The organism is Rhodoligotrophos defluvii (genome assembly GCF_005281615.1).
GTDB classification, from domain to species: domain Bacteria; phylum Pseudomonadota; class Alphaproteobacteria; order Rhizobiales; family Im1; genus Rhodoligotrophos; species Rhodoligotrophos defluvii.
In genome coordinates, this window is the sequence record NZ_SZZM01000005.1 from 118,559 (window position 1) to 144,654 (window position 26,096).

Genomic DNA, 26,096 nt, shown 5'->3' on the forward strand with positions numbered 1-26,096 from the left:
TTGAAGACCGGCTAGTGCGCCGGCGCTTCCTCCATCGCCGAGACGCGCTTGGTGTCGCGCATGGTCGCATAGACCGTGAGCGACATCAGGATCACGCCTGCGAGGTAGTAGAAGAACCAGTGCTCGTGGCCCATGTCCTTGCACCATAGCGCGATGGCCGGCGCGGTGCCGCCGAACACCGATACCGTCACCGCATAAGGCAGGGCCACGCCGGTCGCGCGGATCGAAGTGGGGAACAGCTCGGCCTTCACCACGGCGTTGATCGAGGTGTAGCCCGCGGTGAAGATCCATGCGCCGCAGATCAGCAGGAGCGCTGTGAGCGGCGAATCCGTTTGCGACAGAGACATCAGAATAGGCACCGTGAGCGCGCTGCCGGCAATGCCGAAGAACACCAGCAGCGGCTTGCGGCCGATGCGGTCCGAGACCGCCCCGTAGATCGGCTGCAGCAGCGCGGCGAAAATCAGCGATCCGGCAATGACATAGGTGGTTGTGGTGTCGGAGAGGCCCACCGTCTGCCGCACGAAGACCTGCATATATGTGGTGAACGTGTAGAAGGCGGCGGTGCCCCCGGCGGTGAGCCCAACCACCAGCGCGATCTCCCGCGGATATTGGAACAGCTCGCGCAATGCCCCATGCTTCTTCAGGCCCGGCTTGGCGGCCACGAAGGCGTCGGTCTCATGAAGGTCGCGTCGCATCACTGCGGCGAAAACCGCCAGCAGGGCGCCGATCACGAAAGGAATGCGCCAGCCCCAATCCACCAGCTGCTCGTGGGTGAGGAACAGGTTCTGCAGGAGCAGCAGCACGAGAATGGCGGCGAGCTGGCCACCGATCAGGGTCACGTACTGGAAGCTCGAATAGAAGCCGCGATGCTTGGGGTCCGCCACCTCGCTCAGGTAAGTGGCGCTGGCGCCATATTCCCCGCCGAGGCTGAGGCCTTCGATCAGCCGTGCCGCCGCCAGCAGCATCGGGGCCGCAAAGCCGATGGTCGCGTAGGTCGGCGTGCAGGCGATGATCAGCGAGCCCGCGCACATCATCGCCACCGACAGGGTGAGCGACATGCGCCGTCCGTAGCGGTCGGCGATATGCCCGAACAGCCAGCCGCCCAGCGGGCGGACGATGAACCCTGCCGCGAACAGGATGGCGGCGTTCAGCTGCTGCACGACCGGCGATTCGGCCGGAAAGAAGGCGGCGGCAAAATAGAGGGAAAAGGCGGTATAGGCGTAGAAATCGTACCACTCCACGAGATTGCCGATCGATCCGATGAAAATGGCCTTGATGCGCCGACGGGCATCGGCAGGTTCGATATTCTGTCGTGTCATCCCGCAATCACCTTTAGGCGCGGTTCTGGCCACGCCGGACAAGAACCGACTGAAATCAATGCGCAATGATGGCACCGAAAGGGGTCAGCTCCGGTGGCCGCACTGTCTGTGAGCTCTCCGGGCAGGGAAAAGACATGAGTGATTTTATGTTTGGGGTCCGCTTTCTGCCCGGACGTCTTCCGAATTGCTGGCGATCCAGGCAAGAATACGGTCAATTGCTGGCATCACGGTGATCTGGAAAAGGGCAACCACCAGAATTCCGCCGAAGATGCCGACCAGGCGCTCGATCGCCGGCGCAATATCCGAGGAAGGGCCGCTGCCCTCGACCATGGCGAGGATCAGCGCGACGCCCGCCTGGTGTCCGGCATATTGCGCGTCGACCGCACCGTTCTTCATGTAGCTGAAGCCGTAGAGACCGATCGACAGAAGAACGAGCCACAAAAAGAACGCATCGCCAACGAGCGCGGCCGCGATCAGCCCGAAGCCGCCGCCCAGAATGCACCCGACCAGGCGATTCAGCCCTTTCGTCGTGGGATCGTTGCGCAAGGCGGTGACGATCACGAAGGCTGTGATGGGCGTCTGCGCGAGGCCCGGCAGCTCGAGCGCGTTCCAGATCAGCGGGATCGAGGCAATGGCACAACCGCCGGTCAGGGCGGCCGAAAGCAGGCTGAGATCCACGGGACGGGTAAACACCCCAGGCTTGGCTGCGGAAGGGTCGGCGGCACCCTCTCGCTTGGCGAAGGTGACTTCCATGCCGACCGAAACCGCGATCCCGAGCAAAACCTCGAGCGCACGGTAGACCGCGAGGTGATAGCTCTGTTCGGGATCGGACAGCGAGCCGAACACCACCAGCATCATGGTGACGCCGCCCAGCAGCAGCGCATAGCCGTGGTCGCTGCGTTCTTGGCTGTAGATGGAGAAGGCGGTGCAGGTTACGAGGATGGTGAGCAGCAGCAGGTGATCATAGACGAAGGCCACCGACAGAAACCCGATCACCGCGCCAACAATGGTGCCCAGCGCGCGGTCGAGCCCGCGGCGCAATGTGGCCCGGGGCCTGGTTTGTGCGACGCCGAGGACGGTGATGCCCGCCCACCACGGGTTCTCAAGCTGCAGCAGGCAGGCGAGCAGGATGGCGATCACCGCGGCGACGGCCGTGCGCAGTGCCAGCCAGCCGCGCTCGTCCAGATCAAGGCACGAACGGAAATCCTCCCGGAGCGCCGCGCCAAGCCGGGCGATCGCAGAGATCATTGCCCCTCCTCAGCGGAAGAAGAACACACGCGCGTCGGCCCCCATGAACAAGCCGCGCTCCGGCAGGGGCGGGTCCAGGTAAATCGTCACCGGCAGGCGCCGCCTTAGCCTGATCCAATCGGTCGTCGGCGCTACATAGGGGAGAAGCTCGGCCGGGCCGGTGCTGCGGGCGATGGCCCGGCCGACCCCCTGGACCTTGCCGCGGTAAAGGCGGCCGGGATCACTGTCGAGCCACACCCACACCCGCGTTCCCGGCTTTGCCCCGGATGCGACATCCTCCTTGAAATTGGCGATGACGCGCCATTGGCTGTCATCCACGATGCCGATCACCGCCTGGCCGGCCGCCACATAGGCGCCGGGCCGCAAGGTGAGGTTGTTGATATAGCCGGAAACAGGCGCGGTGAGTCGGGTCCGCGACAACGCGTATTGCGCGATGGCCAGTTCCGCCTCGGCAACGGCGATGTCCACATTGGCGTCGGCCGTGCGGCTGGCGCTGACCCGCGCTTCCGCCTGCGCTCGAGCCAGGGCATCCTCCGCCGACTTGAGATCGGCCGTTGCCTTGTCCAAGACCGCCTGAGCCTCGAACTGCTCGCGGGTGAGTTGCTGGGCCCGGGAAAAGTCGGTCTGGGCGAGCTGAAGCGCTGCCTGCGCCGCGTCGACGGCCGCCTTGCTCGCCGCCTCCGCCGTTTGCTGGGTTACAGCCGCGGCCTTGGCTTCGGCCACGCGCTGCGTCTTCAGCGCGACGTCGAGCTCAAAGGGCTTGGGGTCGATCACTGCGAGGAAGTCACCGGCCTTGACCCGCGCATTGTCCTCTACGGCCACCGACTGGATGATCCCAGATACTTCCGGCGCGATGGCGACCAGATCGGAGCGGACATAGGCGTCCTGCGTGTAGCCGACGAACGCGCCCATGATGAAATAGGCCGCGACCAGGCCGAGAACCACACCGCTGGCAATCCACCAGCGCCGCCTGCTCGAGGCTGGTGCTTCTGGAGCAGCTTCCCCGCCCGGTGGTCTCTCAGGAACGACCGGCGCTGCACTCGCGGAAGCCGGCACCGGCTGCGCTCCCTGCCGCCGATCCGCCGTCTCCAAGGTCATCGCGACTACCCCATCCACCAGCTAAAGCCGAAGATGCCGGGCATTTTCCGGGCTCCGCAAGAGAGTTGTGCGGCGAAGGTCAAGCCGCTATGGCAGAGAATGCACCCGACTTCTTCATGATCGCCTAACGAAAACTGGTGCAGTCCAGAGAGCCGGCCCCCCGTGCCTAAGAATGGAATGCCATGATCCCGCGACTGATTCTCGTTGTGACCGTTCTGACCGCCGCTTCGAATCCCGGCCATGCGGAAAGTGTGCGCAGCATGGTAAAAAAGGCGTGTGGCGCCGATTATATGCGTGTATGCGCGGCCGTGCCGCCCACGGGCGATGGCATGAAGGCGCTGCAATGCCTTATCGATCACCGCAAGGTGGTCTCCAAGAAGTGCCAGGATGCCTTGTTGGCGGCAAAAGTGTCGCAGGAGACGCAGGCTGCGCCGCAGCCTGCGGCAACACCACGTAACAACTGGGCTGCACAGTAGCTTTGCACCCAGCGCAGATCGGGCATGGGTTGCCGCGCAGTTTGAAACCCTTCCAATCTGCCGCGACAGGGTTTAGCTACGGGGAAGGCTGACGAGGGTTGCCGAGCCGAGGCTCGAAAGCCTGCAAAGATCGGCCGAGTATCGAGGGATGGAACGCAGAAGTGCGGCCGGCGATGGGGGTTGCGCCCCCACGGCGCCTGCGCTAGGACGGCTCGTAATTCCGCCGGGTGGCGGCCTTTTTGGGACCGACAGGTTTGCGCAGATGCTGGACCTTCTCTCTGAATATCTGCCGATTGTGATCTTCATGGGGCTGTGCCTGGTGATCGGGCTGGCGCTCATGCTGTCGGCCTTCATCATCGCCATCCGCAAGCCGGACCCCGAAAAAGTTTCTCCGTACGAATGCGGCTTCGCACCCTTCGACGATGCCCGCATGAAGTTCGACGTTCGCTTCTATCTCGTCGCCATTCTCTTCATCATCTTCGACCTGGAGGTCGCATTCCTGTTTCCCTGGGCCATTACCCTGGGCGAGATCGGCGTCGCCGGTTTCTGGTCGATGATGGTGTTTCTGGCGGTCCTGACCATCGGGTTCGTCTATGAGTGGCGCAAAGGAGCCCTGGAATGGGATTGATCAGTACACCAAACAGCAGCGCCGCCACCGCCGAGACGAGGCCGGCGCCGGCCGGCGGGCAGATGCCCGATCCGTTCTTCACCAACATCTCCAATGAACTGGCCGATCGCGGCTTTTTGGTGACGGCCTCCCATGACCTCATCAACTGGGCGCGCACCGGCTCGCTGCACTGGATGACCTTCGGGCTCGCCTGCTGCGCGGTCGAGATGATGCAGATGGCCATGCCCCGCTACGACTGCGAGCGATTTGGCTTCGCCCCGCGCGCCACCCCGCGCCAGTCGGACGTGATCATCGTGGCCGGCACCCTCTGCAACAAGATGGCCCCCGCCTTCCGCAAGGTCTACGACCAGATGCCGGAGCCGCGCTACGTGATCTCCATGGGCTCCTGCGCCAATGGCGGCGGCTATTACCACTATTCCTATTCGGTGGTGCGCGGCTGCGACCGCATCGTGCCGGTGGATATCTACGTTCCGGGATGTCCGCCCACGGCCGAGGCGCTGCTCTACGGCGTGCTGCAGCTGCAGCGGAAAATCCGCCGCACCGGCACCATCGAGCGCTAGGACAGGTCATGGCCAACGATCCGGGGCAGCTTGACGACACCCTCACCGAGATCCTCGAGGTGATCTCGAGCGAGCTGGGCAGCACCATTCTCGAGACGAAGACGGATTACGGCGAGCTGACGCTGACCGTGGGACTGGACCAGCTTCTGCGGGTATTGCGGTTCCTGCGCGATGAGGCGCGGTTGTGGTTCACGACCCTGATCGACCTGTGCGGCGTGGACCATCCGGGCCGCGCGCGGCGCTTCGATGTGGTCTACCACCTCCTGAGCCTTCATCAGAATGCCCGGATCCGCATCAAGGTCGAAACCGACGAGGACACGCCGATACCGAGCGCGGTCGACCTGTTCCCCAATGCCAACTGGTACGAGCGAGAGGCCTACGACCTCTACGGTATCCTGTTCACCGGCCATCCGGACCTCAGGCGCATCCTGACGGACTACGGCTTCCAGGGCCACCCCCTGCGCAAGGACTTCCCGCTGACCGGCTATGTTGAGCTGCGCTACGACGAGGACCAGAAGCGGGTGGTCTACGAGCCCGTCAAGTTGCAGCAGGAATTTCGCAACTTCGATTTCACGAGTCCGTGGGAGGGTGCGGAATACCTCCTGCCTGGCGACGAGAAGGCAAAGCAGCCGAGCTGATCATGGCAGAGCACGACATCCGCAACTTCACGATCAATTTCGGGCCGCAGCACCCGGCTGCCCATGGCGTGCTGCGCCTGGTGCTGGAACTCGACGGCGAGGTGGTCGAGCGGGTCGATCCGCATATCGGCCTGCTGCACCGCGGCACCGAAAAGCTCATCGAGTACAAGACCTATCTCCAAGCCGTGCCGTATTTCGACCGGCTGGACTATGTTGCGCCCATGAGCCAGGAGCACGCCTTCGCCCTGGCCACCGAAAGGCTGCTCGGGATCGAGGTGCCCATGCGCGGCCAGCTGATCCGGGTGCTCTATGCGGAGATCAGCCGGCTGCTCTCCCATCTCCTGAACGTCACCACCCAGGCCATGGACGTCGGCGCCCTCACACCGCCGCTTTGGGGCTTCGAAGAGCGCGAGAAGCTCATGTTGTTCTATGAGCGTGCCTCGGGCTCGCGCATGCATGCCGCCTATTTCCGCCCGGGCGGCGTGCATCAGGACCTGCCGGAGGCTTTGCTGGACGACATCTGGGCGTTCTGCGAGAACCACCCGAAGGTGCTGGACGACATCGAGGGCCTGCTCACCGAGAACCGCATCTTCAAGCAGCGCAATGTGGATATCGGCGTGATCAGCCTTGAGGATTGCTTCGCCTGGGGCTTCACCGGCGTGATGGTGCGCGGCTCAGGCGCCGCCTGGGACCTGCGCAAGGCGCAACCCTACGAGTGCTATGCGGATTTCGACTTCGACATTCCCGTGGGCAAGAACGGCGACTGCTACGACCGTTACCTCATCCGCATGCAGGAGATGCGGGAATCTGTGAAGATCATGAAGCAGTGCCTGGAGCGGCTGCGCTCGCCCGGGGGACAGGGGCCGGTCTCGGTCGAGAACCGCAAGGTGGTGCCGCCGAAGCGCAGCGAGATGAAGCGCTCCATGGAGGCGCTCATCCATCACTTCAAGCTTTACACGGAAGGCTATCACGTGCCCGAGGGCGAGGTTTACGCGGCGGTCGAGGCACCGAAGGGCGAGTTCGGGGTCTACCTCATCTCCGACGGCACCAACAAGCCCTATCGCTGCAAGATCCGCGCGCCTGGTTTCGCGCATTTGCAGGGCATGGATTACATGAGCCGCGGCCATTTGCTGGCGGATGTATCCGCCATCCTCGGTTCTCTCGACATCGTCTTCGGCGAGGTGGACCGATGAGCGGTGCAGTTCGAATGAGTGGAGGCCGCTGATGTCGGTACGGCGCCTTGATCCGATCCAGCCGGAGGCCTTCGTCTTCACCCCTGAGAACCTGGAGTGGGCCAAGCAGATCATCGCCAAATATCCGGAGGGACGCCAGGCCTCCGCGGTGATCTCGCTGTTGTGGCGCGCGCAGGAGCAGTCCGGCGGCTGGCTGCCCGAGCCGGCCATTCGCTATGTGGCCGACCTCTTGTCCATGGCCTATATCCGGGTGCTGGAGGTTGCGACCTTCTACACCATGTTCAACTTGTCCCCGGTCGGCCGCTATTACGTCCAGCTCTGCGGGACGACGCCATGTTGGCTCAGCGGCGCCGACGCGCTCAAGGCCGTGTGCCGCAAGCAGATCGGCGAGCCCGGCCATGTGACGCCCGACGGCCTGTTCTCCTGGCAGGAGGTCGAGTGCCTGGGTGCCTGCACGAACGCGCCCATGGTGCAGATCAACGCGGATTATTACGAGGATCTCGACGCCGACAGCCTGACGAAGATCCTCGATGAGCTCAAGGCAGGGCGGGTGCCCAAGCCCGGGCCGCAGAACGGCCGCATCAACTCCGCCCCGCTCGGCGGACCGAAGACCCTGCAGAACCCCAATCTCTACAACGGCAATTACCGTAAGGTTTGGGCCGGAGAAGAGCTCGTGGCCAATGGCGACGACCAGGCGCCGATCAAGAAGGCGAAGCCCGCGTCCGTGCAAACCGGCGAGCGCATGCCGAAGGGCGAGCCGCGCGGGACGGACGCGTCCAAGGTGGACGAGGCGCGCCGGGGCGTGGCCGATGTGCCGGCGGGAACGCCCACGCCGCCTGGCGCTGCCCCCCAGGCCGGAGGCAAGGAATGAGGAGCGGCGCGCATGCTGACTGACAGGGACCGCATCTTCACCAACCTGTATGGGATCCACAGCCCCGACCTGAAGGCTGCGATGCTGCGCGGCGCCTGGGACGGCACCAAGGGCATCCTGGAGCAGGGGCAGGATTGGATCATCGACCAGATGAAGGCCTCGGGCCTGCGCGGCCGCGGCGGCGCGGGCTTCCCCACCGGCCTCAAATGGTCGTTCATGCCCAAGCAAATCGGTGAACGGCCGCATTATCTCGTGATCAACGCGGATGAATCCGAGCCCGGCACCTGCAAGGACCGCGAGATCCTGCGCCATGATCCGCATCTGCTGGTGGAGGGGGCGCTGATTGCCTCCTTCGCCATGCGCGCGCATGTGGCTTACGTCTATATCCGCGGCGAGTTCATCCGCGAGCGCGAGGCGCTCCAGCGGGCGGTGGACGAAGCTTATGCGGCGCGGCTCATCGGCAAGAACAACATCCATGGTTGGGACTTCGACCTCTATATCCACCATGGGGCCGGGGCCTATATCTGCGGCGAGGAGACGGCCATGCTCGAAAGCCTCGAGGGCAAGAAGGGCATGCCGCGGCTCAAGCCGCCATTCCCGGCCAATGTCGGCCTCTATGGCGCGCCCACCACGGTCAACAACGTGGAATCGATCGCGGTGGCCGGCACCATCCTGCGCCGTGGCGCGGCGTGGTTCGCCGGGCTCGGGCGGCCCAACAACACCGGTACCAAGCTGTTCTGCATCTCGGGCCATGTGAATACGCCCTGCAATGTGGAAGAGGAGATGGGCATCCCGTTCCGCGAGCTCGTCGAAAGGCATGGCGGCGGGGTGCGCGGCGGCTGGAACAATCTCCTGGCGGTGATTCCGGGCGGCTCGTCGGTGCCCTTGATCCCGGCCGAACAATGCGAAGACCTGCCCATGGATTTCGATAGCCTGCGGGCGCTGAAATCGGGTCTCGGCACCGCGGCGGTGATCGTCATGGACAAGTCCACCGATGTCGTCCGGGCGATCGCCAGGATCTCCTATTTCTACAAGCACGAGTCCTGCGGCCAATGCACGCCCTGCCGCGAGGGCACAGGCTGGATGTGGCGGGTGCTGGAGCGCATGGCACGCGGCCAGGCGCACAAGCGCGAGATCGACCAGCTGCTGGACGTGAGCTACCAGATCGAGGGTCACACCATCTGCGCCCTGGGCGATGCGGCGGCCTGGCCGGTGCAGGGCCTGATCCGCCACTTCCGCCCGGAGATCGAGCGGCGCATCGATGCCTATACCGCCAACCCGACCAGCGAGCCCGCGCTGGTCGCCGCGGAGTAGGAGGGCTGATCATGGCCGAAGAACCCGACAACATCGTCCTCGTTTATCTCCGCAGGCTCGACGAGAAGGTCGACCGCATGGCCGAGGATATCCGTGAGCTGAAAGTGCGTATGACGGCGCTTGAAGAGCGTCTGGCGGGTGTCGAGCGTTCGGCTGCAACCACAAACAGGCGTATCGACCGGATTGAGGAGCGGCTCGACCGCATCGAACGGCGGCTTGATCTCGCGGGAGCGGGTTTGTGAAGGATCGCTGATGCCAAAGCTGATTATCGACGGCAAGGACATCGAAGTCGAAAACGGGCTGACCGTGCTGCAGGCCTGCGAGCTGGCCGGCGTCGAGATCCCGCGCTTCTGCTATCACGACCGGTTGACGATTGCCGGCAACTGCCGGATGTGCCTCATCGAGGTGAAGGGCATGCCCAAGCCCCAGGCCTCCTGCGCGCTTTCGGTCAATGACCTGCGGCCGGGCCCCAATGGCGAGCCGCCGGAGATCATCACCCGCTCCAACACCGTGAAGAAGGCGCGGGAAGGGGTGATGGAGTTCCTGCTCATCAACCATCCGCTGGACTGCCCGATCTGCGACCAGGGCGGCGAATGCGATCTGCAGGACCAGGCCATGGCCTACGGGGTGGATGCCAGCCGCTATGCCGAGAACAAGCGGGCAGTCGAGGACAAGTATCTCGGCCCGCTGGTCAAGACCTCCATGAACCGGTGCATCCACTGCACCCGCTGCGTGCGCTTTGGCGCGGAAGTGGCAGGGGTGCCCGATCTCGGCGCCATTGGCCGCGGCGAGGACATGGAGATCACCACCTATCTCGAGCACGCCATGGGCTCGGAGCTGCAGGGCAATGTGATCGACCTATGCCCGGTGGGTGCGCTCACCTCCAAGCCCTATGCCTTCCAGGCGCGCCCCTGGGAGCTGCGCAAGACCGAGACTGTCGATGCCATGGACGCGGTCGGCTCGAACATTCGGGTCGATTGCCGCGGCCGCGAGGTGATGCGCATCCTGCCGCGCCTCAACGAGGACATCAACGAGGAATGGATCTCCGACAAGACCCGCTTCATCTGGGACGGGTTGCGGACCCAGCGCCTCGACCGGCCCTATGTGCGCGAGAATGGCAAGCTGCGGCCGGCGAACTGGGCGCAGGCCTTCAATCTCATCGCCGAGCGGATCGGGGCGGCAAGGCCCGAGCGCGTCGCGGCCATTGCCGGCGACCTGCAGGCGGTCGAGGAGCTCTATGCGCTCAAGGACCTGATGACCCGCCTGGGCGTGGCCAGCGTCGACTGCCGGCAGGATGGTTCCCGCCTGGCCGAGGTAGGCGGCCGCGCCGGCTATATCTTCAATGCCACGATCGCCGGCATCGATCAGGCCGACGCAATCCTGCTCATCGGCACCAATCCGCGCAAGGAGGCGGCGGTCCTCAACGCCCGGATCCGCAAGGCCTGGCGCCAGCGCAAGGCCCGCATCGCCGTGGTCGGCGAGCACGGCGACCTGTCCTATGACCACGCCTATATCGGCGCCGGGCCGGACAGCCTCGACGGGCTGGCCCGTGGCGAGCACGGCTTTCTCGACGTGCTGCGCGGCGCCCAGCATCCGCTGATCATCTTGGGCGCTGCGGCGACCGCCCGGCCGGACGGCCTCGCCATTCTCGGGCGCGCGGTGAAGCTTGCCCAGGACGTGGGCGCCATCAAGGACGGGTGGAACGGCTTTTCCGTGCTGCACGATGCGGCCGCCCGGGTCGGCGGACTGGATGTCGGCTGCGTGCCGGCCGAGGCTGGCAAGGCCACACCGGCCATTCTGCAGGCGGCGGAAGCGGGAGAGCTGGACGTGCTGTTCCTGCTCGGCGCCGACGAGATCGACACCAGCCGGCTGGGCAATACCTTCGTGATCTATCAGGGTACCCATGGCGATCGCGGCGCGCACCGGGCCGACGTCATCCTGCCGGGCGCCACCTATACCGAGAAGTCCGGGATCTTCGTCAACACCGAAGGGCGGCCGCAGATTGCCGGCCGGGCCTCGTTCCCGCCCGGGGATGCCCGCGAGGACTGGGCGATCCTCAGGGCGCTCTCCGACGTGCTGGGCCATACCTTGGACTATAACACCCTGGACGAGCTGCGCGCCCGCATCTATGAGGCGGTGCCGCATCTCGCCGAGACTGACATGGTCGTGCCCGCAAATCCGGAAGGGTTGGCCCCGCTGGCGGCGCTCGGCGGCACGCTCGACAAGGCACCCTTCGTGAGCCGGGTGCAGGACTTCTATCTCAGCAATCCGATCGCGCGGGCATCCAAGGTGATGGCCGAGTGCAGCGCTCTGCGCACAGGCGCGGAGCGGCTGGTGGCAGCGGAATAGGACGATGGGCGACTTTCTCTACACATATGGCCTGCCGGTGGTGATCATCGTCGCCCAGAGCCTGGCGCTGCTGATCTGCCTGCTCGTCTTCATCGCCTATCTGCTCTATGCCGACCGCAAGGTCTGGGCGGCGGTGCAGCTGCGCAAGGGGCCGAACGTGGTCGGGCCCTGGGGCCTGCTGCAGTCCTTCGCCGATCTGCTCAAATTCGTGTTCAAGGAGGTGGTGATCCCGGCTGGCGCCAACAAAGGCGTGTTCCTGCTGGCGCCACTCATCACCTGCGTGCTCGCCTTGTCCGCCTGGGCGGTGGTGCCCCTGTCCGACGGCTGGGTGATCGCCGACATCAATGTGGGCATCCTCTTCATCTTCGCCATCTCCTCGCTCGGCGTCTATGGCGTGATCATGGGCGGCTGGGCGTCCAACTCGAAATACCCGTTCCTGGGATCGCTGCGCTCGGCCGCGCAGATGGTGTCCTACGAGGTCTCCATCGGCTTCGTGATCATCACCGTGCTGCTCTGCGCGGGCTCGCTCAACCTCACCGAGATCGTGCGTTCCCAGAGCACCGGCCTTGCCAGCGCCATCGGTCTGCCGTGGCTGTCGTTCCTCAACTGGTACTGGCTGCCGCTGCTGCCGATGTTCGTAGTATTCTTCATCTCGGCGCTCGCCGAGACGAACCGGCCGCCCTTCGATCTGCCGGAAGCGGAATCGGAGCTGGTGGCGGGCTTCATGGTGGAATATTCCTCGACCCCGTTCCTCCTGTTCATGCTCGGCGAGTATGTCGCCATCGTGCTGATGTGCGCGCTGATGACCATCATGTTCCTGGGGGGCTGGCTGCCGCCGTTCGACTTCGCGCCCTTCACCTGGGTACCGGGCGTGATCTGGTTCACCCTCAAGGTGTGCCTGTTTTTCTTCCTGATCGCCATGGTCAAGGCGATGGTGCCGCGCTACCGCTATGACCAGTTGATGCGCTTGGGTTGGAAGGTGTTCCTGCCGTTCTCGCTCCTCTACGTGGTGCTGGTGGCAGGCGTGCTGGTGGCGTTCGGTTGGGCGCCGTGATGCGGGAGAGGCCCCGTGACGGTAACAGTGTACAGCTTTATCTACGGCTTCCTGTTCCTGTGGCTGGGCCTTCTCGAATATGCGGCGGTCAACCGCCTGATCTATCCGCGGCTCCGCTGGCGGTATGAACAGACAAAGGTGACCGGGACGCACGGAATCAACCCTTCCGTGCTGCTCACAGTGGCCAAGCTGATCGGCCTCGTTGCGATGCCGGTGCTTGGCTTCTATCTGGGAAGCATGGTGATGACCGACGCTTGACGCCGTTGGTCTTCGGACGAATTGGATCTGAGCAAAGACAATGACACTAACGCAAACAGCCCGGTCGATCTTCCTTTCCGAATTCGTCTCGGCATTCTTCCTGTCCATGCGCTATTTCTTCAAGCCGAAGCCGACCATCAACTACCCCTTCGAGAAGGGGCAGCTTTCGCCGCGCTTCCGGGGCGAGCATGCCTTGCGCCGCTATCCCAACGGGGAGGAGCGCTGCATCGCCTGCAAGCTGTGCGAGGCGATCTGCCCGGCCCAGGCCATCACCATCGAGGCCGGTCCGCGCCGCAACGACGGCACGCGGCGCACGACCCGCTATGACATCGACATGGTGAAGTGCATCTATTGCGGCTTCTGTCAGGAAGCCTGCCCCGTCGATGCGATCGTCGAAGGGCCGAATTACGAGTTTGCCACCGAGACCCGCGAAGAGCTGCTGTACACGAAGGAGCGGCTGCTCGCCAACGGGGACCGGTGGGAGCGGGAATTGGCACGCAATATTGCGCTGGATGCGCCCTACCGCTAAACGGGCGCAGCGGGAAAACGATGTCTGAGCGGGATTGTGGATCATGGCGGTAGCCGCGCTGTTCTTTTACCTGTTTTCGGCCGTGGCGATCGCCTCTGCGGTGATGGTGATCGCCGCGCGCAATCCCGTCCATTCCGTGCTGTTCCTGATCGTCGCCTTCTTCAACGGCGCAGGCCTCTTCCTGCTCTTGGGCGCCGAGTTCCTCGCCATGATCCTGGTGGTGGTCTATGTGGGCGCGGTGGCCGTGCTGTTCCTGTTCGTGGTCATGATGCTCGACATCGACTTCGCCGCCCTGCGCCACGGCATGCTGCAATATCTGCCGATCGGGGCCACCTTGGGGCTCATCCTGCTGGTGGAGCTGATCATGGTGGTCGGCACCTGGAGCTTTGCGCCGGATGCCCTGGGCCTCAAGGCGGCGCCCGCGCCGGCCCTGACGGCGCTAACCAACACGGAAGCGCTCGGACGGCTGATCTACACGCGCTATGTCTTCTTCTTCCAGGCGGCGGGCATCGTGCTGCTGATCGCCATGATCGGCGCCATCGTGCTCACCCTGCGGCACAAGCCGCATGTGAAGCGCCAGTCGATCCCGCAGCAGGTGGCGCGCGGGCCGGCGACAGCCATCGAAATCCGCAAGGTCAAGCCGGGGCAGGGGATCTGAGCGCATGGAGATCGGTCTCACGCACTATCTGGTGGTCGCCGCCATCCTGTTCACCATCGGGATCTTCGGCATCTTCCTCAACCGGAAGAACGTGATCATCATCCTGATGTCGATCGAGCTCATGCTGCTCGCCGTGAACATCAATCTCGTCGCTTTCTCCGCCTCGTTGGGCGATCTGGTCGGCCAGGTCTTCGCCCTGCTGGTGCTCACCGTGGCGGCGGCGGAGGCCGCGATCGGGCTTGCCATTCTGGTCGTGCATTTCCGCAATCGCGGCTCGATCGACGTTGAAGACATCAATCTGATGAAAGGCTGACCGGGGACGCCATGTATTCGTTGATCGTCTTCCTGCCGCTGATTGGCGCGCTCATCGCCGGCTTCGGCGGCCGCTTCATCGGCGCGCGCGCAGCCCAGGTGGTCACCTGCTCCTTCTTGGTGGTCTGCGCCGTCTTGGCGTGGGTCGCCTTCTTCCAAGTCGCCCTGGGCCATACGACCGACAAGGTGCATGTGCTGACCTGGGTCCATTCCGGCACCCTGATCGCCGACTGGGCCTTCCGCATCGACACGCTCACCGCGGTGATGCTGGTGGTGGTAACGACCGTGTCCTCGGTCGTGCACATCTACTCCATCGGCTACATGGCGCACGATCCGCATCCGACGCGGTTCTTCGCCTATCTCTCCCTGTTCACCTTCGCCATGCTGATGCTGGTGACCTCCGACAACCTGCTGCAGCTGTTCTTCGGCTGGGAGGGTGTCGGGCTTGCCTCCTACCTGCTCATCGGCTTCTGGTACCACAAGGACTCGGCCAATGCCGCGGCCATCAAAGCCTTTGTCGTCAACCGCGTCGGCGACTTCGGCTTCGCCCTCGGCATTTTCGCCGCCTTCGTTGCCTTCGGCTCGATCGAGTTCGACACGATCTTCGCCAACGCGGCGGGGCAGGCAGGCAAGACCCTGAATTTCCTCGGCTGGAACATCGACACGCTGACCCTGATCTCGCTGCTCTTGTTCATGGGCGCGATGGGCAAGTCGGCCCAGTTCCTGCTGCACACCTGGTTGCCCGACGCCATGGAAGGCCCGACCCCGGTCTCGGCCTTGATCCATGCGGCGACCATGGTCACCGCCGGCGTGTTCCTGGTGGCGCGCATGTCGCCCATTTTCGAGCATGCGCCGGCCGCCCTGTGGTTCGTCACCTTCATCGGTGCCACCACCTGCTTTTTTGCCGCCACCATCGGCCTCGTGCAGAACGACATCAAGCGGGTGATCGCCTATTCCACCTGTTCCCAGCTCGGCTACATGTTCGCGGCCCTGGGGGTCGGCGCCTACGGGGTGGGCATCTTCCACCTCTTCACCCACGCCTTCTTCAAGGCGTTGCTGTTCTTAGGGTCCGGCTCGGTCATCCACGGCATGAGCGACGAGCAGGACATGCGCAAGATGGGCGGCCTGTTCCCGCACATGAAGATCACTTGGGCGATGATGCTGATCGGCACGCTCGCGCTGACCGGCTTCCCGATCATCACGGCGGGCTACTATTCGAAGGATGCGATCATCGAGTCGACCTATGCCGCCCATTCCGGCATCGGCATGTACGCCTTCATCCTGACGGTGCTGGCCGCGGCGCTCACCGCCTTCTACTCCTGGCGGGTGATGTTCCTGACCTTCCACGGCCGCTCGCGCGCGCCCAAGGAGGTGTTGCATCACGTGCACGAAAGCCCGAACGTGATGCTCATCCCGCTCTATGTGCTGGCGGTCGGCTCGATCGCCGCGGGCTTCGTGTTCGCCCCCTATTTCATCGGCCACGACGAGGCCGCGTTCTGGGGCGCGGCGCTGTTCCGCGGGCCAGACAACCACATTGTCGAGGAGATGCATCACGTTCCGTTCTGGGTGGTGATCTCGCCCACGGTCATGATGGTCTTGGGCTTCCTGGTCGCGTTCTACTTCTACATCGTCAACCCGGAGGCGCCCAAGCGGCTGGCCGAGCTGCACGAGCCGCTCTACAAGTTCCTGCTCAACAAGTGGTATTTCGACGAGCTCTACGACTTCATCTTCGTGCGCGGCGCGCTGGCGCTGGGCCGCATCTTCTGGAAGCGCGGCGACGGCCAGCTCATCGATGGCCTGGGGCCCGACGGTATCTCCGCCCGCGTGCTTGACGTGACGCGCGGGGTGGTGAAGCTGCAGAGCGGCTATCTCTACCACTATGCCTTTGCCATGCTGATCGGCATTGCCGCCCTGGTCACCTGGCTGATGTATGCGGGAGCGTGAAGTCCATGGAAATCCCGCATATCCTCTCGGTCGTTACCTTCCTGCCGCTGGTCGGGGCGCTGTTCATCCTGGTGATCCGCGGCGATGACGAGCAGGCCTATCGCTCCGCCCGCTACGTGGCGCTGTGGACCACGATCATCACCTTCATCGTCTCGCTGCTGATCTGGGCCAATTTCGACCCCTCGACCCCGAACTTCCAGTTCGTAGAGCAGGCGAACTGGCTAGGCGGCACGATCACCTATCACATGGGTGTGGACGGCATCTCCATGCTGTTCGTCATCCTGACCACCTTCCTGATGCCCGCCTGCATCATCGCCAGCTGGGGCGTCACCCGGCGCGTGAAGGAATACATGATCGCCTTCCTGGTCCTCGAGACCATGATGATCGGCGTGTTCTGCGCGCTCGACCTGGTGCTGTTCTACCTGTTCTTCGAGGCGGGCCTCATCCCGATGTTCCTGATCATCGGCATCTGGGGCGGCCCGCGCCGGGTCTATGCCAGCTTCAAGTTCTTCCTCTACACGCTGCTCGGCTCGGTGCTGATGCTCTTGGCCATCATCGCCATGTATTGGGAGGCGGGCACCACAAACATCGTGACCCTGCTGAACCACGGCTTTCCTCCGCACCTGCAGACCTGGCTATGGCTCGCCTTCTTCGCCTCCTTCGCGGTGAAGATGCCCATGTGGCCGGTGCACACGTGGCTGCCTGACGCCCACGTGGAAGCGCCCACGGCCGGCTCGGTCATCCTGGCGGCGATCCTGCTGAAGATGGGTGGCTATGGCTTCCTGCGCTTCTCCATCCCCATGTTCCCTGCGGCGAGCGAGATGTTCGCACCGCTGGTGTTCGCCCTCTCCGTGGTCGCCATCGTCTACACTTCGCTGGTGGCGCTGGTGCAGGAGGACATGAAGAAGCTCATCGCCTATTCCTCGGTGGCGCATATGGGCTTCGTCACCATGGGCCTGTTCACCCTGACCCAACAAGGGGTACAGGGCGGCCTGTTCACCATGATCAGCCACGGGCTTGTCTCCGGCGCGCTCTTCCTCTGCGTGGGCGTTGTCTATGACCGCATGCACACCCGCGAGATTGCGGCCTATGGCGGCCTGGTCGACCGGATGCCGATCTATGCCTTCACCTTCATGGTGTTCACCATGGCCAATGTGGGGCTGCCCGGCACCAGCGGCTTCGTCGGCGAGTTCCTGACCCTGTCCGGCGCCTTCCAGGTGAACACCTGGGTGGCCTTCTTCGCCTGCCTGGGCCTCATCCTCTCCGCGCCCTATGCCCTTTGGCTCTACCGCCGGGTGGTGTTCGGGCGGCTGGAGAAGGAGAGCCTGAAGTCCATCAAGGACATGGATTGGCGCGAGGTGGCGGTGCTGGTGCCGCTCATCCTGCTGACGGTCTTCTTCGGCGTCTATCCGAGCCCCATCCTGGATGTGTTCGCCGTTTCAGTGGATCACCTGATCAACAATTACCATGCCTCGCTTGATGCCATAAAGCAGGCAGCGGTCGCCGCCGCGAAATAACGGAGCTCATGCGCCCATGGCGAATGCAATCGCATCTGCGGACATCCTGGCGGTCTTGCCCGAGCTGGTTTTGGCGGTGGGCAGCATGGCGCTTCTGATGCTGGCCGTGTTCCGGCGCGACGATCCGGTCGACCTGGTCTCGTCGCTCGCCATTGTCCTCCTGGGGCTGGTGGGCGCCGTTATCCTGCTGCACGAGCCTGCGCTCCGCCGGGTGGCGTTTGGCGGCAGCATCGTCACCGACGCCTTCGGCAGCTTCATGAAAATCCTGGCGATCTTCGGCTCGGCCGCGGCGATCCTTCTTTCGGTGCAGTTCGTCAAGGGCGAGCGGATGATGCGCTCGGAATTCCCGGTGCTGATCCTCCTGTCCACCCTGGGCATGCTGGTGCTGATCTCGGCCAATGACCTGATCGCCGTCTATCTCGGGCTCGAGATGATGAGCTTGGCGCTCTACGTGCTTGCCGCCATCAACCGGGATTCCGCGCGCTCGTCGGAGGCCGGGCTCAAGTATTTCGTGTTGGGAGCGCTGTCGTCCGGCATGCTCCTCTATGGCGCCTCGCTCATCTACGGCTTCACCGGCACGGTCTCCTTCGAGGGCATCCGCAACGCGGTTGCCGCCAGCGAGGGCGCGCATACGGCCACCATGATCGGCCTGCTGATCGGCCTGTGCTTCATGATCGCCGGCTTCGCCTTCAAGACATCGCTGGTGCCGTTCCACATGTGGACGCCCGACGTCTATCAGGGGGCGCCGACCCCGGTCACCGCCTTCTTTGCCTCAGCGCCCAAGGTGGCGGCGGCCGCTGTGTTCATGCGGGCGCTGATCGTGCCCTTCGCCGAGATCACCCCCGACTGGCAGCAGATCGTCGTGTTCCTGTCCATCGCCTCCATGGCGCTCGGCTCCTTCGGCGCCATCGGCCAGACCAGCATCAAGCGGCTGATGGCCTACTCGTCCATTGCCAATATGGGCTATGCCATGATCGGGCTGGCGGCCGGCGGCGTTGCCGGGGTGCAGAGCCTGATCATCTATATGGCCATTTACCTGTTCATGACCCTGGGCAGCTTTGCGGTGATCATCGCCATGCGCCGGGCGGGCGAGCCGGTGGACACCATCGCCGACCTGGCGGGCCTCGCCCGGCAGAACAGTGGCATGGCCTTCGTCATGGCAGCCATGATGTTCTCCCTAGCGGGCATTCCGCCGCTGGCAGGCTTCTTCGCCAAATTCTTCGTCTTTGCCGCCGCGGTGAAATCAGGGCTGATCGCCCTCGCCATCATCGGCGTGGTCACCAGCGTGGTCGGCGCCTATTACTACTTGCGCATCGTGAAGGTCATGTATTTCGACGAGCCGGCGGAGAAGTTCTCGCCTGTCACCGGCGAGGTGAAGCTGGTCATGGCCCTTTCCACCGTGGTGATCCTGGGCTTTGTTTTCTTCGCGCGCCCGGTGCTCACGGCAGCCGAAGCCGCCGCGGCTTCGCTCTTCTAAATGGCTGAGCCAAACGCCCCGGCTGTACCGCAAGGCTATCGCCTCGCTGTCCTCGACGAGATCGATTCCACCAATGCGGAAGCGATGCGCCGCGCGCTGGCGGGCGACCATGGCCCCCTGTGGCTGATGGCCCGCCGCCAGACCGGCGGCCGCGGCCGCTATGGCCGCCATTGGGTCTCTGAACCAGGCAATCTCTACACCTCGCTCATGATGACGGCCCCGGCTGCTCACGCGAGGCTCGCCAATCTCAGCTTCGTCGCCGCTCTGGCTCTATCCGACGCGGTGGCGCAGCTGTTGGACGAGCCGGCACGCTCGCAGCTTCGCCTCAAATGGCCCAACGACCTGCTGATCGCCGGCGCCAAGACCTCCGGCATTCTGCTGGAGGCCCAGCCGCTGCCCAACAGCCGCGAGCTTGCCCTGGCCCTGGGCTTCGGCGTGAATATCGACCATCGTCCGTCCCTCGCGCTCCCCTATGCGGCAACCTTTCTGGCCGAGCACGGGGTGACGGTGACGCCCGGCGGGCTGCTCCAGCTGCTGGCCGAGCGATTCGACCATTGGCACCGCACGTGGACGGGGCCGCGCGGCTTCGCGCCCGTGCGCGAGGCCTGGCTCGCGCGGGCACAAGGGGTGGGCGCACCCATAGAGGTGAAGCTGCAGGGCGAGACGATCCACGGCATTTTCGAGGATCTGGACGACGATGGCGCGTTGGTGCTGCTTTTGAGCAATGGCCAAAGGCGCAAAATCCTCGCGGGCGACGTTTTCTTGCGATAGGAGCACAAGACCCAAGGAGACGTGGCAGATGAGCAAAGGGCGGGCTGGCCGTTCGCGGGGAGAACCGGAATTCGTATTCTTGCCGCTGGGCGGGGCAGGGGAGATCGGGATGAACACCTATCTCTACGGCTTCGGCCCGGCCAATGACCGCGTGTGGATCATGGTCGACCTGGGCGTGAAGTTCAGCGAGGACCACGAGCCCGGCATCGACGTGGTGCTGCCCGACCTCTCCTTTGCCACCAGCCTGGGCGACCGGCTGCTCGCCATCGTCCTGACCCACGCGCATGAGGATCATTTCGGCGCGGTTGGCTATCTCTGGCCCAGCCTGAGGGTGCCGGTCTATGCGACCCCGTTCACCGCGTCGCTGCTGAGCGTGCGACTGCATGAGCGCGGGCTGATCGAGGAGGTGAACCTGGAGGTGGTGCCGGTGGACGGCCGGTTCAGTATCGGCCCGTTCGACCTGGAACTGGTCACCGTCAACCACTCCATCCCCGAGCCGCAGGCCCTGGTGATCCGCACCCCAGCCGGCATGGCGGTGCACTCCGGCGACTGGAAGATCGACAATGCGCCCGTGTTCGGCCCGCGCATTGACGAGATCCGCTTCCGCGAGCTGGGCGACGAGGGCTGCGACGCCTTCATTTGCGATTCGACCAACGTGCTGCGTGAAGGCATATCGCCGACCGAGCAGGAAGTGGCCGACAGCCTCAACCGAATCATCCGCTCTGCCCGCGGCCGGGTGGCGGTGACCACCTTCGCCTCCCATGTGGGCCGCATCGAAACGGTGGCCAAGGCCGCCGAGGCGGTAGGCCGGCAGGTGGTGGTGGTCGGCCGCGCCATGCACGCGACCATCGCTGCCGCCCGTAATGCGGGCTATCTCAAGGATCTACCCCCCATCGTCGATGACGAGGCCTTCGGCTATCTGCCGCCCGACAAGGTGGTGTGCCTGTGCACCGGCAGCCAGGGCGAGCCGCGCGCCGCATTGGCGCGAATTGCCGAGGACACCCATCCGACCATTTCCCTGGAAGACGGCGATCTCGTCATCTTCTCCTCCAAGACCATCCCGGGCAACGAGAAGGCGGTGATCGCCATCGAAAACAACCTCGCGGCTCGTGGCGTGCAGGTAATCACCAATGACGAGCATCTCGTGCATGTGACCGGCCATCCCCGCCGCGGCGAGCTCTCCCAGATGTATGCCTGGCTGAGGCCCAAGCTGCTCATTCCCATGCATGGCGAAAAGCGCCATCTGCTGGAGCACAAGCTGTTCGCGCTTGAACGGGGCGTGCCGCGGGCCGAGGTGGTCTGCAACGGCGAGATCATGCGGCTCGCGCCCGGCGAGCCTGCCATGGTCGGCGAGGCGCCGGTCGGCCGCGTCTATCTCGACGGCCAGATCATGGTGCCCGCCGACGTCGGGTTGGTCAGGGCCCGCCGCAAGCTCTCCTTCGTCGGCGCGGTCATGGTCTCCCTGGTGGTGGATCGGGATGGGCGACTGGTGGGCCAGCCGCAGATCGCGCTGGATGGCGTGCCCTATTTCGACGGCAACGGCAGCGAGATGCCCGAAATCGTTCGCACAGCGGTTGAGGATGTTTTGGACGGCGTGCCCAGCGTGCGCCGGCGCGAGAGCCGGAACGACGCCCTCGAGCAGATGATCAGCCAGAACGTGCGCCGCGCGGTGAACATGGCCTGGGGCAAGAAGCCCGTGTGCAAGGTGCTGCTGCACCGCGTGTGACCGGCGGCCGCTCCAGGGGCACGAGGGGTGCGCTGGCGGCCAGGCTCTGCTATGACGTAAACCACGTTGCAACAGCGTGGTTGAGAAATGAGCGAGCATAGCCCGCCCGCCGTGCCCGGTGGCGTTGAACCGATTGCCCTGCGCGAGGCGCTGGAAGAGCGCTACCTTGCCTATGCGCTATCGACGATCATGCATCGGGCCCTGCCCGATGTGCGCGACGGGCTCAAGCCGGTGCACCGCCGGCTGCTCTATGCCATGCGGCAATTGCGGCTCGACCCCAGCTCCGGCTTCAAGAAATGCGCCCGCGTGGTGGGCGACGTCATCGGTCGCTACCACCCCCATGGCGACCAGTCGGTCTATGACGCCCTGGTGCGCCTCGCCCAAGATTTTGCCGTGCGCTACCCGCTGGTGGACGGCCAGGGCAATTTCGGCAATATCGACGGCGATAACCCGGCCGCCATGCGCTACACGGAAGCGCGGCTCACCGAGGTGGCCCAGGCGCTGCTCGACGGCCTCGACGAGGACACCGTCGATTTCCGCGACACCTATGACGGCGAGGACAGCGAGCCGGTGGTGCTGCCCGGCGCCTTTCCCAACCTGCTGGCGAACGGCTCGTCCGGCATTGCCGTGGGAATGGCGACCTCGATCCCTCCGCACAACGCGCATGAGCTGTGCGACGCGGCCCTGCACCTGATCAAATATCCCAATGCCAGCATCGACAAGATCGTGGAGCTGGTGCCCGGGCCCGATTTCCCCACCGGCGGCGTGATCATCGACGATGCCGCTACGATCCGCGAGACCTACCGCACCGGCCGCGGCGCCTTTCGCGTGCGCGCCAAATGGGCGGTGGAGGAGCTCAAGCACGGCACCTGGCAGATCGTCATCACCGAGATGCCGTTCCAGGTGCAGAAGGGCAAGCTGGTCGAGAAGATCGCCGACCTCATCAACAGCCGCAAGTTGCCTTTGCTGGTGGATGTGCGCGACGAATCCGCCGAGGACGTGCGCCTCGTTCTCGAGCCGCGCAGCCGCACGGTGGATCCCACCGTGCTCATGGAGCAGATGTTCCGGCTGACCGAGCTGGAGACGCGCATTTCCCTCAACATGAATGTGCTGACCGCCGGCCGCGTTCCGCGGGTGTTGTCGCTGCCGGAAGCCTTGCGCCACTGGCTCGACCACCGCAAGGAGGTGCTGGTCCGCCGCTCGCGCTTCCGGCTGGAGCAGATCGCCAAGCGGCTCGAGATCCTCGAAGGCTACCTCATCGCCTATCTCAATCTCGATGAGGTGATCCGCATCATCCGCGAGGAGGACGAGCCCAAGGCCGAGCTGATCGGCACCTTCCAGCTCACCGACAACCAGGCGGAGGCCATCCTCAACATGCGCCTGCGCTCCCTGCGCAAGCTCGAGGAAATGGAGATCCGCCGCGAGCACGAGGCCCTGCTCGCCGAGCGCGAGGAGTTGTCCGCCCTGCTGGGCTCCGACGACAGGCAGTGGGCGAGGATCGCCGAGGAGATCCGCGCGGCGCGCGCCAAGTTCGGCAAATCGACGGAGCTTGGCCGTCGGCGCACCCAATTCGCCGAGATGCCGACCGTCGAGGTGGACCTCAACCAGGTGATGATCGAGCGCGAGCCGATCACGGTAGTGCTCTCGGCGAAGGGCTGGATCCGCGCCCTCAAGGGCCATCTCACCGATGCCTCGACCTTGAGCTTCAAGGAGGGCGACAAGGCCAAGTTCCACTTCCCGGCCGAGACCACCGACAAGATCATGGTGTTCTCGTCCTCCGGCAAGTTCTTCACCATCGGGGCCGATAAGCTGCCGGGCGGGCGCGGCCACGGCGAGCCTTTGCGGCTGATCTGCGATCTCGATACGGCCGACGACGTGGTCGCCCTGTTCGTGCACAGGCCGGGCGGCAAGCTGCTGGTGGCCGCCAGCGATGGCCGCGGTTTCCTGGTGCCGGAGGACGAGGTGATCGCCAATACCCGCAAGGGCAAGCAGGTGCTGAACGTCTCGGCGCCGGTGGAGGCGCAGGTTTGCCGCCGGGTGCCCGATGGCGCCGACCATGTGGCCGTCATCGGCGAGAACCGCAAGCTGCTGATCTTTCCCATTGCCGAACTGCCGGAGATGGGCCGCGGCCGCGGGGTCAAGTTGCAGAGCTATCGCGGCGGCGGGCTTGCCGATGCCAAGGCGTTCCCGCTCGCCGAAGGGCTCACCTGGACCGACAGTTCCGGCCGCCTGTGGACGGTGAACGATCTCGGCGACTGGCTCGGTGCCCGCGCCCAGGCCGGCCGCATTCCGCCTAAGGGCTTCCCACGCACCAACCGGTTCGGGTGAGCCCCTTTTAACTCAGTGCTGATGCTCGGGCGCGCGCCGGCTGAGCCGATAGGCGGCGTGGCAGCCGAGCGTGATCAGGATGATCGCGCCGCCGATCAGGGAGTTGGTGCTCGGCACCTCGCCGAGGAACAGCCAGACCCAGATCGGCGCCAGCACCGTTTCCAGCAGGAAGAACATGGCCACCTCCGCCGCAGTGAGATAGCGCGGCCCGGTGACCAGCATGGCCGAGGCAAAGGGCATCACGATCAGCCCATTGGCGGCGATGAACATCAGCTGGTCCAGCGGCACCGCGATCGAGCCGGTAAAGGGCAGGACGATGCAGGCCGCGAGCAAAGCGCCGGGGCCGGGTGCCAGCGTGAGGTTCTTGCCGCTGCGGCGCACGAAGGTGAGGCCGAAGCCGATCACCAGCACGGCGCCGAGCGCGGCCAAGTCGCCAAACAGGCTCCCCACCTGGGCACCGTCCATGACGATGATGGTGACGCCGATAATGCCGGAGAAGATCGCCGCCCAGGTCGCGGGCGCGATGCGCTCTCTCAGCCAGACCAATGAGAACAGGGCGGCAGACAGCGGATTGAGCGCCAGGATGAACACCAGATTGGCCACCGTGGTGTTGAACAGCGCCACCATGAACAGCAGGTTGGCCATGCAATGCAGGACCGCGAGGATCACCCCGTCGCGACCGTTGAGCAGCGGCATCGGCGTGCGCTGCACGTAGCGCAGGAAGGCCCAGATGCCGCACATGGCGGTGAACACGAACACGCCGCGCCAGAAGGTGGCGGTGAACACATCGACGCCGGCGAGACGCAGAAGCGGCGCATCGAACGTCATGACCAGGCCGCCCACGGAGGCGATCAGCAGGCCCCGGCGATGATCCATGGAAGCCGCGGTGACTGAGGCCATTTTGCTGCGCCCTCATAGGCAGAGATGGGCGAGACCCAGATCCCGCTCCCATGATCTCTATCGGAGGAGGGCAGGGAAAGGCAAGTTGCGAGGCGGGACCAGGTTCACCCGCGATCCGTCTACTCCGCCAGGCGCCAACCCTCGGGCGTCAGGCGCTCCTGCGGGCGGAAACGCTCCTTGTAGCCCATCTTGTCGGAGCCGGGCACCCAGTAGCCGAGATAGACGTAAGGCAGGCCCAGCGCACGGGCGCGCTCCACATGATCGAGGATCATGAAGGTTCCGAGGCTGCGGTGGCTCAGATCCACGTCATAGAAGCTGTAGATCATGGACAGGCCGTCGGCCAGGCGGTCGGTCAAGGCCGCCGCCACCAGCTCGCCCTTGCGGGGATCAGGCCCGGCGAGGCGGATGCGGGGCTTGAGCCGGTACTCCACCATGTGGGTGTTGACGAAACTGTCCTCGACCATGGCGGCGTAGTCGAGGACGGTCATCTCCGCCATGCCGCCATCGCTGTGGCGGCTGTCGATATAGCGGCGGAAGAGGGAATACTGCTCGGAGGTGGCGCGCGATTCCACCTCCAACCGGACCAAGTCGCGGTTGCGGCCGAGAATGCGGCGGTAGGTGCGCGACGGGTGAAACTGGTCGACCACGATGCGGACGGAGATGCACGAGCTGCACTGCTCGCAGGCCGGACGATACGCGATGTTCTGACTGCGGCGGAACCCGCCCTGGCTCAGGGTGTCGTTGAGCCTGGCGGCATCCTCGCCGATGAGATGTGTGAAGACTTTGCGCTCCATCCTCCCCACCAGATAGGGGCAAGGAGAGGACGCCGTAATATAGAACTGCGGAAATTTACGACCCTCGTACACCGCGTATCCTGCTCCATTGAGGCAATGCCAAACCACAACAGCACTAAGGCCTCGGCGTTCCG

Annotated in this window: 25 protein-coding genes; 20 read left to right on the plus strand and 5 right to left on the minus strand. The window is 64.6% G+C overall.

Annotated features, from left to right (window positions below; genetic code table 11):
• Nucleotides 1-11 precede the first annotated feature (11 nt).
• The 3 genes from E4P09_RS19635 to E4P09_RS19645 all read right to left on the minus strand — a co-directional run bounded on the left by E4P09_RS19635 (nucleotide 12) and on the right by E4P09_RS19645 (nucleotide 3,665).
• Nucleotides 12-1,319: an MFS transporter gene (locus E4P09_RS19635; protein WP_137391335.1), complete on the minus strand. Its 1,308-nt coding sequence runs from the start codon at nucleotides 1,317-1,319 to the stop codon at nucleotides 12-14.
• Nucleotides 1,320-1,463: 144 nt separating this feature from the next.
• Complete coding sequence (locus E4P09_RS19640) at nucleotides 1,464-2,567, minus strand: FUSC family protein (protein WP_137391336.1); 1,104 nt, start codon at nucleotides 2,565-2,567, stop codon at nucleotides 1,464-1,466.
• Between the two features lie 9 nt (nucleotides 2,568-2,576).
• Nucleotides 2,577-3,665, minus strand: a complete 1,089-nt coding sequence (locus E4P09_RS19645; protein ID WP_137391337.1) for an HlyD family secretion protein — start codon at nucleotides 3,663-3,665, stop codon at nucleotides 2,577-2,579.
• A gap of 182 nt (nucleotides 3,666-3,847) precedes the next feature.
• On the opposite strand from E4P09_RS19645, the gene E4P09_RS19650 reads away from it, so the two are divergent.
• From E4P09_RS19650 to parC, 20 genes are all read left to right on the plus strand, one after another.
• Nucleotides 3,848-4,141, plus strand: a complete 294-nt coding sequence (locus E4P09_RS19650) for a hypothetical protein (RefSeq protein WP_137391338.1) — start codon at nucleotides 3,848-3,850, stop codon at nucleotides 4,139-4,141.
• 262 nt (nucleotides 4,142-4,403) lie between these two features.
• Nucleotides 4,404-4,769 (plus strand): NADH-quinone oxidoreductase subunit A, encoded by a 366-nt coding sequence (locus E4P09_RS19655; protein WP_137391339.1) that lies wholly within the window; start codon nucleotides 4,404-4,406, stop codon nucleotides 4,767-4,769.
• Complete coding sequence (locus tag E4P09_RS19660; protein WP_428977734.1) at nucleotides 4,766-5,329, plus strand: NuoB/complex I 20 kDa subunit family protein; 564 nt, start codon at nucleotides 4,766-4,768, stop codon at nucleotides 5,327-5,329. Before E4P09_RS19655 ends, E4P09_RS19660 begins: the two co-directional genes overlap by 4 nt.
• A gap of 8 nt (nucleotides 5,330-5,337) precedes the next feature.
• On the plus strand, nucleotides 5,338-5,967 hold the full coding sequence (locus tag E4P09_RS19665) for an NADH-quinone oxidoreductase subunit C (protein WP_137391341.1): 630 nt from the start codon (nucleotides 5,338-5,340) through the stop codon (nucleotides 5,965-5,967).
• Between the two features lie 2 nt (nucleotides 5,968-5,969).
• Entirely contained in the window at nucleotides 5,970-7,160 is a 1,191-nt protein-coding gene (locus tag E4P09_RS19670; RefSeq protein ID WP_137391342.1) for an NADH-quinone oxidoreductase subunit D, read from the plus strand.
• A 31-nt stretch (nucleotides 7,161-7,191) separates the two neighbouring features.
• Nucleotides 7,192-8,031, plus strand: coding sequence for an NADH-quinone oxidoreductase subunit NuoE (nuoE, locus tag E4P09_RS19675; protein ID WP_137391343.1), 840 nt, complete (start codon nucleotides 7,192-7,194; stop codon nucleotides 8,029-8,031).
• A 12-nt stretch (nucleotides 8,032-8,043) separates the two neighbouring features.
• Nucleotides 8,044-9,345: an NADH-quinone oxidoreductase subunit NuoF gene (gene nuoF, locus E4P09_RS19680; RefSeq protein WP_137391344.1), complete on the plus strand. Its 1,302-nt coding sequence runs from the start codon at nucleotides 8,044-8,046 to the stop codon at nucleotides 9,343-9,345.
• Between the two features lie 11 nt (nucleotides 9,346-9,356).
• Entirely contained in the window at nucleotides 9,357-9,587 is a 231-nt protein-coding gene (locus E4P09_RS19685) for a V-type ATPase 116kDa subunit family protein (RefSeq protein WP_137391345.1), read from the plus strand.
• A gap of 10 nt (nucleotides 9,588-9,597) precedes the next feature.
• Nucleotides 9,598-11,694 carry an NADH-quinone oxidoreductase subunit NuoG gene (gene nuoG / locus E4P09_RS19690; RefSeq protein WP_137391346.1) on the plus strand — a complete coding sequence of 699 codons (2,097 nt, stop codon included), beginning with the start codon at nucleotides 9,598-9,600 and terminating at the stop codon, nucleotides 11,692-11,694.
• A gap of 4 nt (nucleotides 11,695-11,698) precedes the next feature.
• Entirely contained in the window at nucleotides 11,699-12,748 is a 1,050-nt protein-coding gene (gene nuoH / locus E4P09_RS19695; RefSeq protein WP_137391347.1) for an NADH-quinone oxidoreductase subunit NuoH, read from the plus strand.
• A gap of 15 nt (nucleotides 12,749-12,763) precedes the next feature.
• Nucleotides 12,764-13,006 (plus strand): hypothetical protein, encoded by a 243-nt coding sequence (locus E4P09_RS19700; protein ID WP_137391348.1) that lies wholly within the window; start codon nucleotides 12,764-12,766, stop codon nucleotides 13,004-13,006.
• Between the two features lie 40 nt (nucleotides 13,007-13,046).
• On the plus strand, nucleotides 13,047-13,535 hold the full coding sequence (nuoI, locus tag E4P09_RS19705; protein ID WP_137391349.1) for an NADH-quinone oxidoreductase subunit NuoI: 489 nt from the start codon (nucleotides 13,047-13,049) through the stop codon (nucleotides 13,533-13,535).
• A gap of 43 nt (nucleotides 13,536-13,578) precedes the next feature.
• Nucleotides 13,579-14,193: an NADH-quinone oxidoreductase subunit J gene (locus E4P09_RS19710; RefSeq protein ID WP_137391350.1), complete on the plus strand. Its 615-nt coding sequence runs from the start codon at nucleotides 13,579-13,581 to the stop codon at nucleotides 14,191-14,193.
• 4 nt (nucleotides 14,194-14,197) lie between these two features.
• Nucleotides 14,198-14,506, plus strand: coding sequence for an NADH-quinone oxidoreductase subunit NuoK (gene nuoK / locus E4P09_RS19715; RefSeq protein ID WP_137391351.1), 309 nt, complete (start codon nucleotides 14,198-14,200; stop codon nucleotides 14,504-14,506).
• An 11-nt stretch (nucleotides 14,507-14,517) separates the two neighbouring features.
• The gene (nuoL, locus tag E4P09_RS19720) at nucleotides 14,518-16,449 is read left to right on the plus strand and encodes an NADH-quinone oxidoreductase subunit L (protein ID WP_137391352.1); all 1,932 of its coding nucleotides are present in this window, start codon (nucleotides 14,518-14,520) and stop codon (nucleotides 16,447-16,449) included.
• A gap of 5 nt (nucleotides 16,450-16,454) precedes the next feature.
• Nucleotides 16,455-17,966, plus strand: coding sequence for an NADH-quinone oxidoreductase subunit M (locus E4P09_RS19725; protein WP_137391353.1), 1,512 nt, complete (start codon nucleotides 16,455-16,457; stop codon nucleotides 17,964-17,966).
• A 16-nt stretch (nucleotides 17,967-17,982) separates the two neighbouring features.
• Nucleotides 17,983-19,443 (plus strand): NADH-quinone oxidoreductase subunit NuoN, encoded by a 1,461-nt coding sequence (gene nuoN, locus E4P09_RS19730; RefSeq protein ID WP_137391354.1) that lies wholly within the window; start codon nucleotides 17,983-17,985, stop codon nucleotides 19,441-19,443.
• Nucleotides 19,444-20,214: a biotin--[acetyl-CoA-carboxylase] ligase gene (locus E4P09_RS19735; protein ID WP_137391355.1), complete on the plus strand. Its 771-nt coding sequence runs from the start codon at nucleotides 19,444-19,446 to the stop codon at nucleotides 20,212-20,214.
• Nucleotides 20,215-20,242: 28 nt separating this feature from the next.
• Nucleotides 20,243-21,940, plus strand: coding sequence for a ribonuclease J (locus E4P09_RS19740; protein ID WP_137391356.1), 1,698 nt, complete (start codon nucleotides 20,243-20,245; stop codon nucleotides 21,938-21,940).
• Nucleotides 21,941-22,027: 87 nt separating this feature from the next.
• Entirely contained in the window at nucleotides 22,028-24,268 is a 2,241-nt protein-coding gene (gene parC / locus E4P09_RS19745; RefSeq protein ID WP_137391357.1) for a DNA topoisomerase IV subunit A, read from the plus strand.
• A gap of 12 nt (nucleotides 24,269-24,280) precedes the next feature.
• Here the strand turns inward: parC and E4P09_RS19750 are convergent, their stop codons facing one another.
• Nucleotides 24,281-25,168: a DMT family transporter gene (locus tag E4P09_RS19750; protein ID WP_137391358.1), complete on the minus strand. Its 888-nt coding sequence runs from the start codon at nucleotides 25,166-25,168 to the stop codon at nucleotides 24,281-24,283.
• A 119-nt stretch (nucleotides 25,169-25,287) separates the two neighbouring features.
• The gene (locus E4P09_RS19755; protein WP_137391359.1) at nucleotides 25,288-26,034 is read right to left on the minus strand and encodes an arginyltransferase; all 747 of its coding nucleotides are present in this window, start codon (nucleotides 26,032-26,034) and stop codon (nucleotides 25,288-25,290) included.
• Between the last annotated feature and the right edge of the window lie 62 nt (nucleotides 26,035-26,096).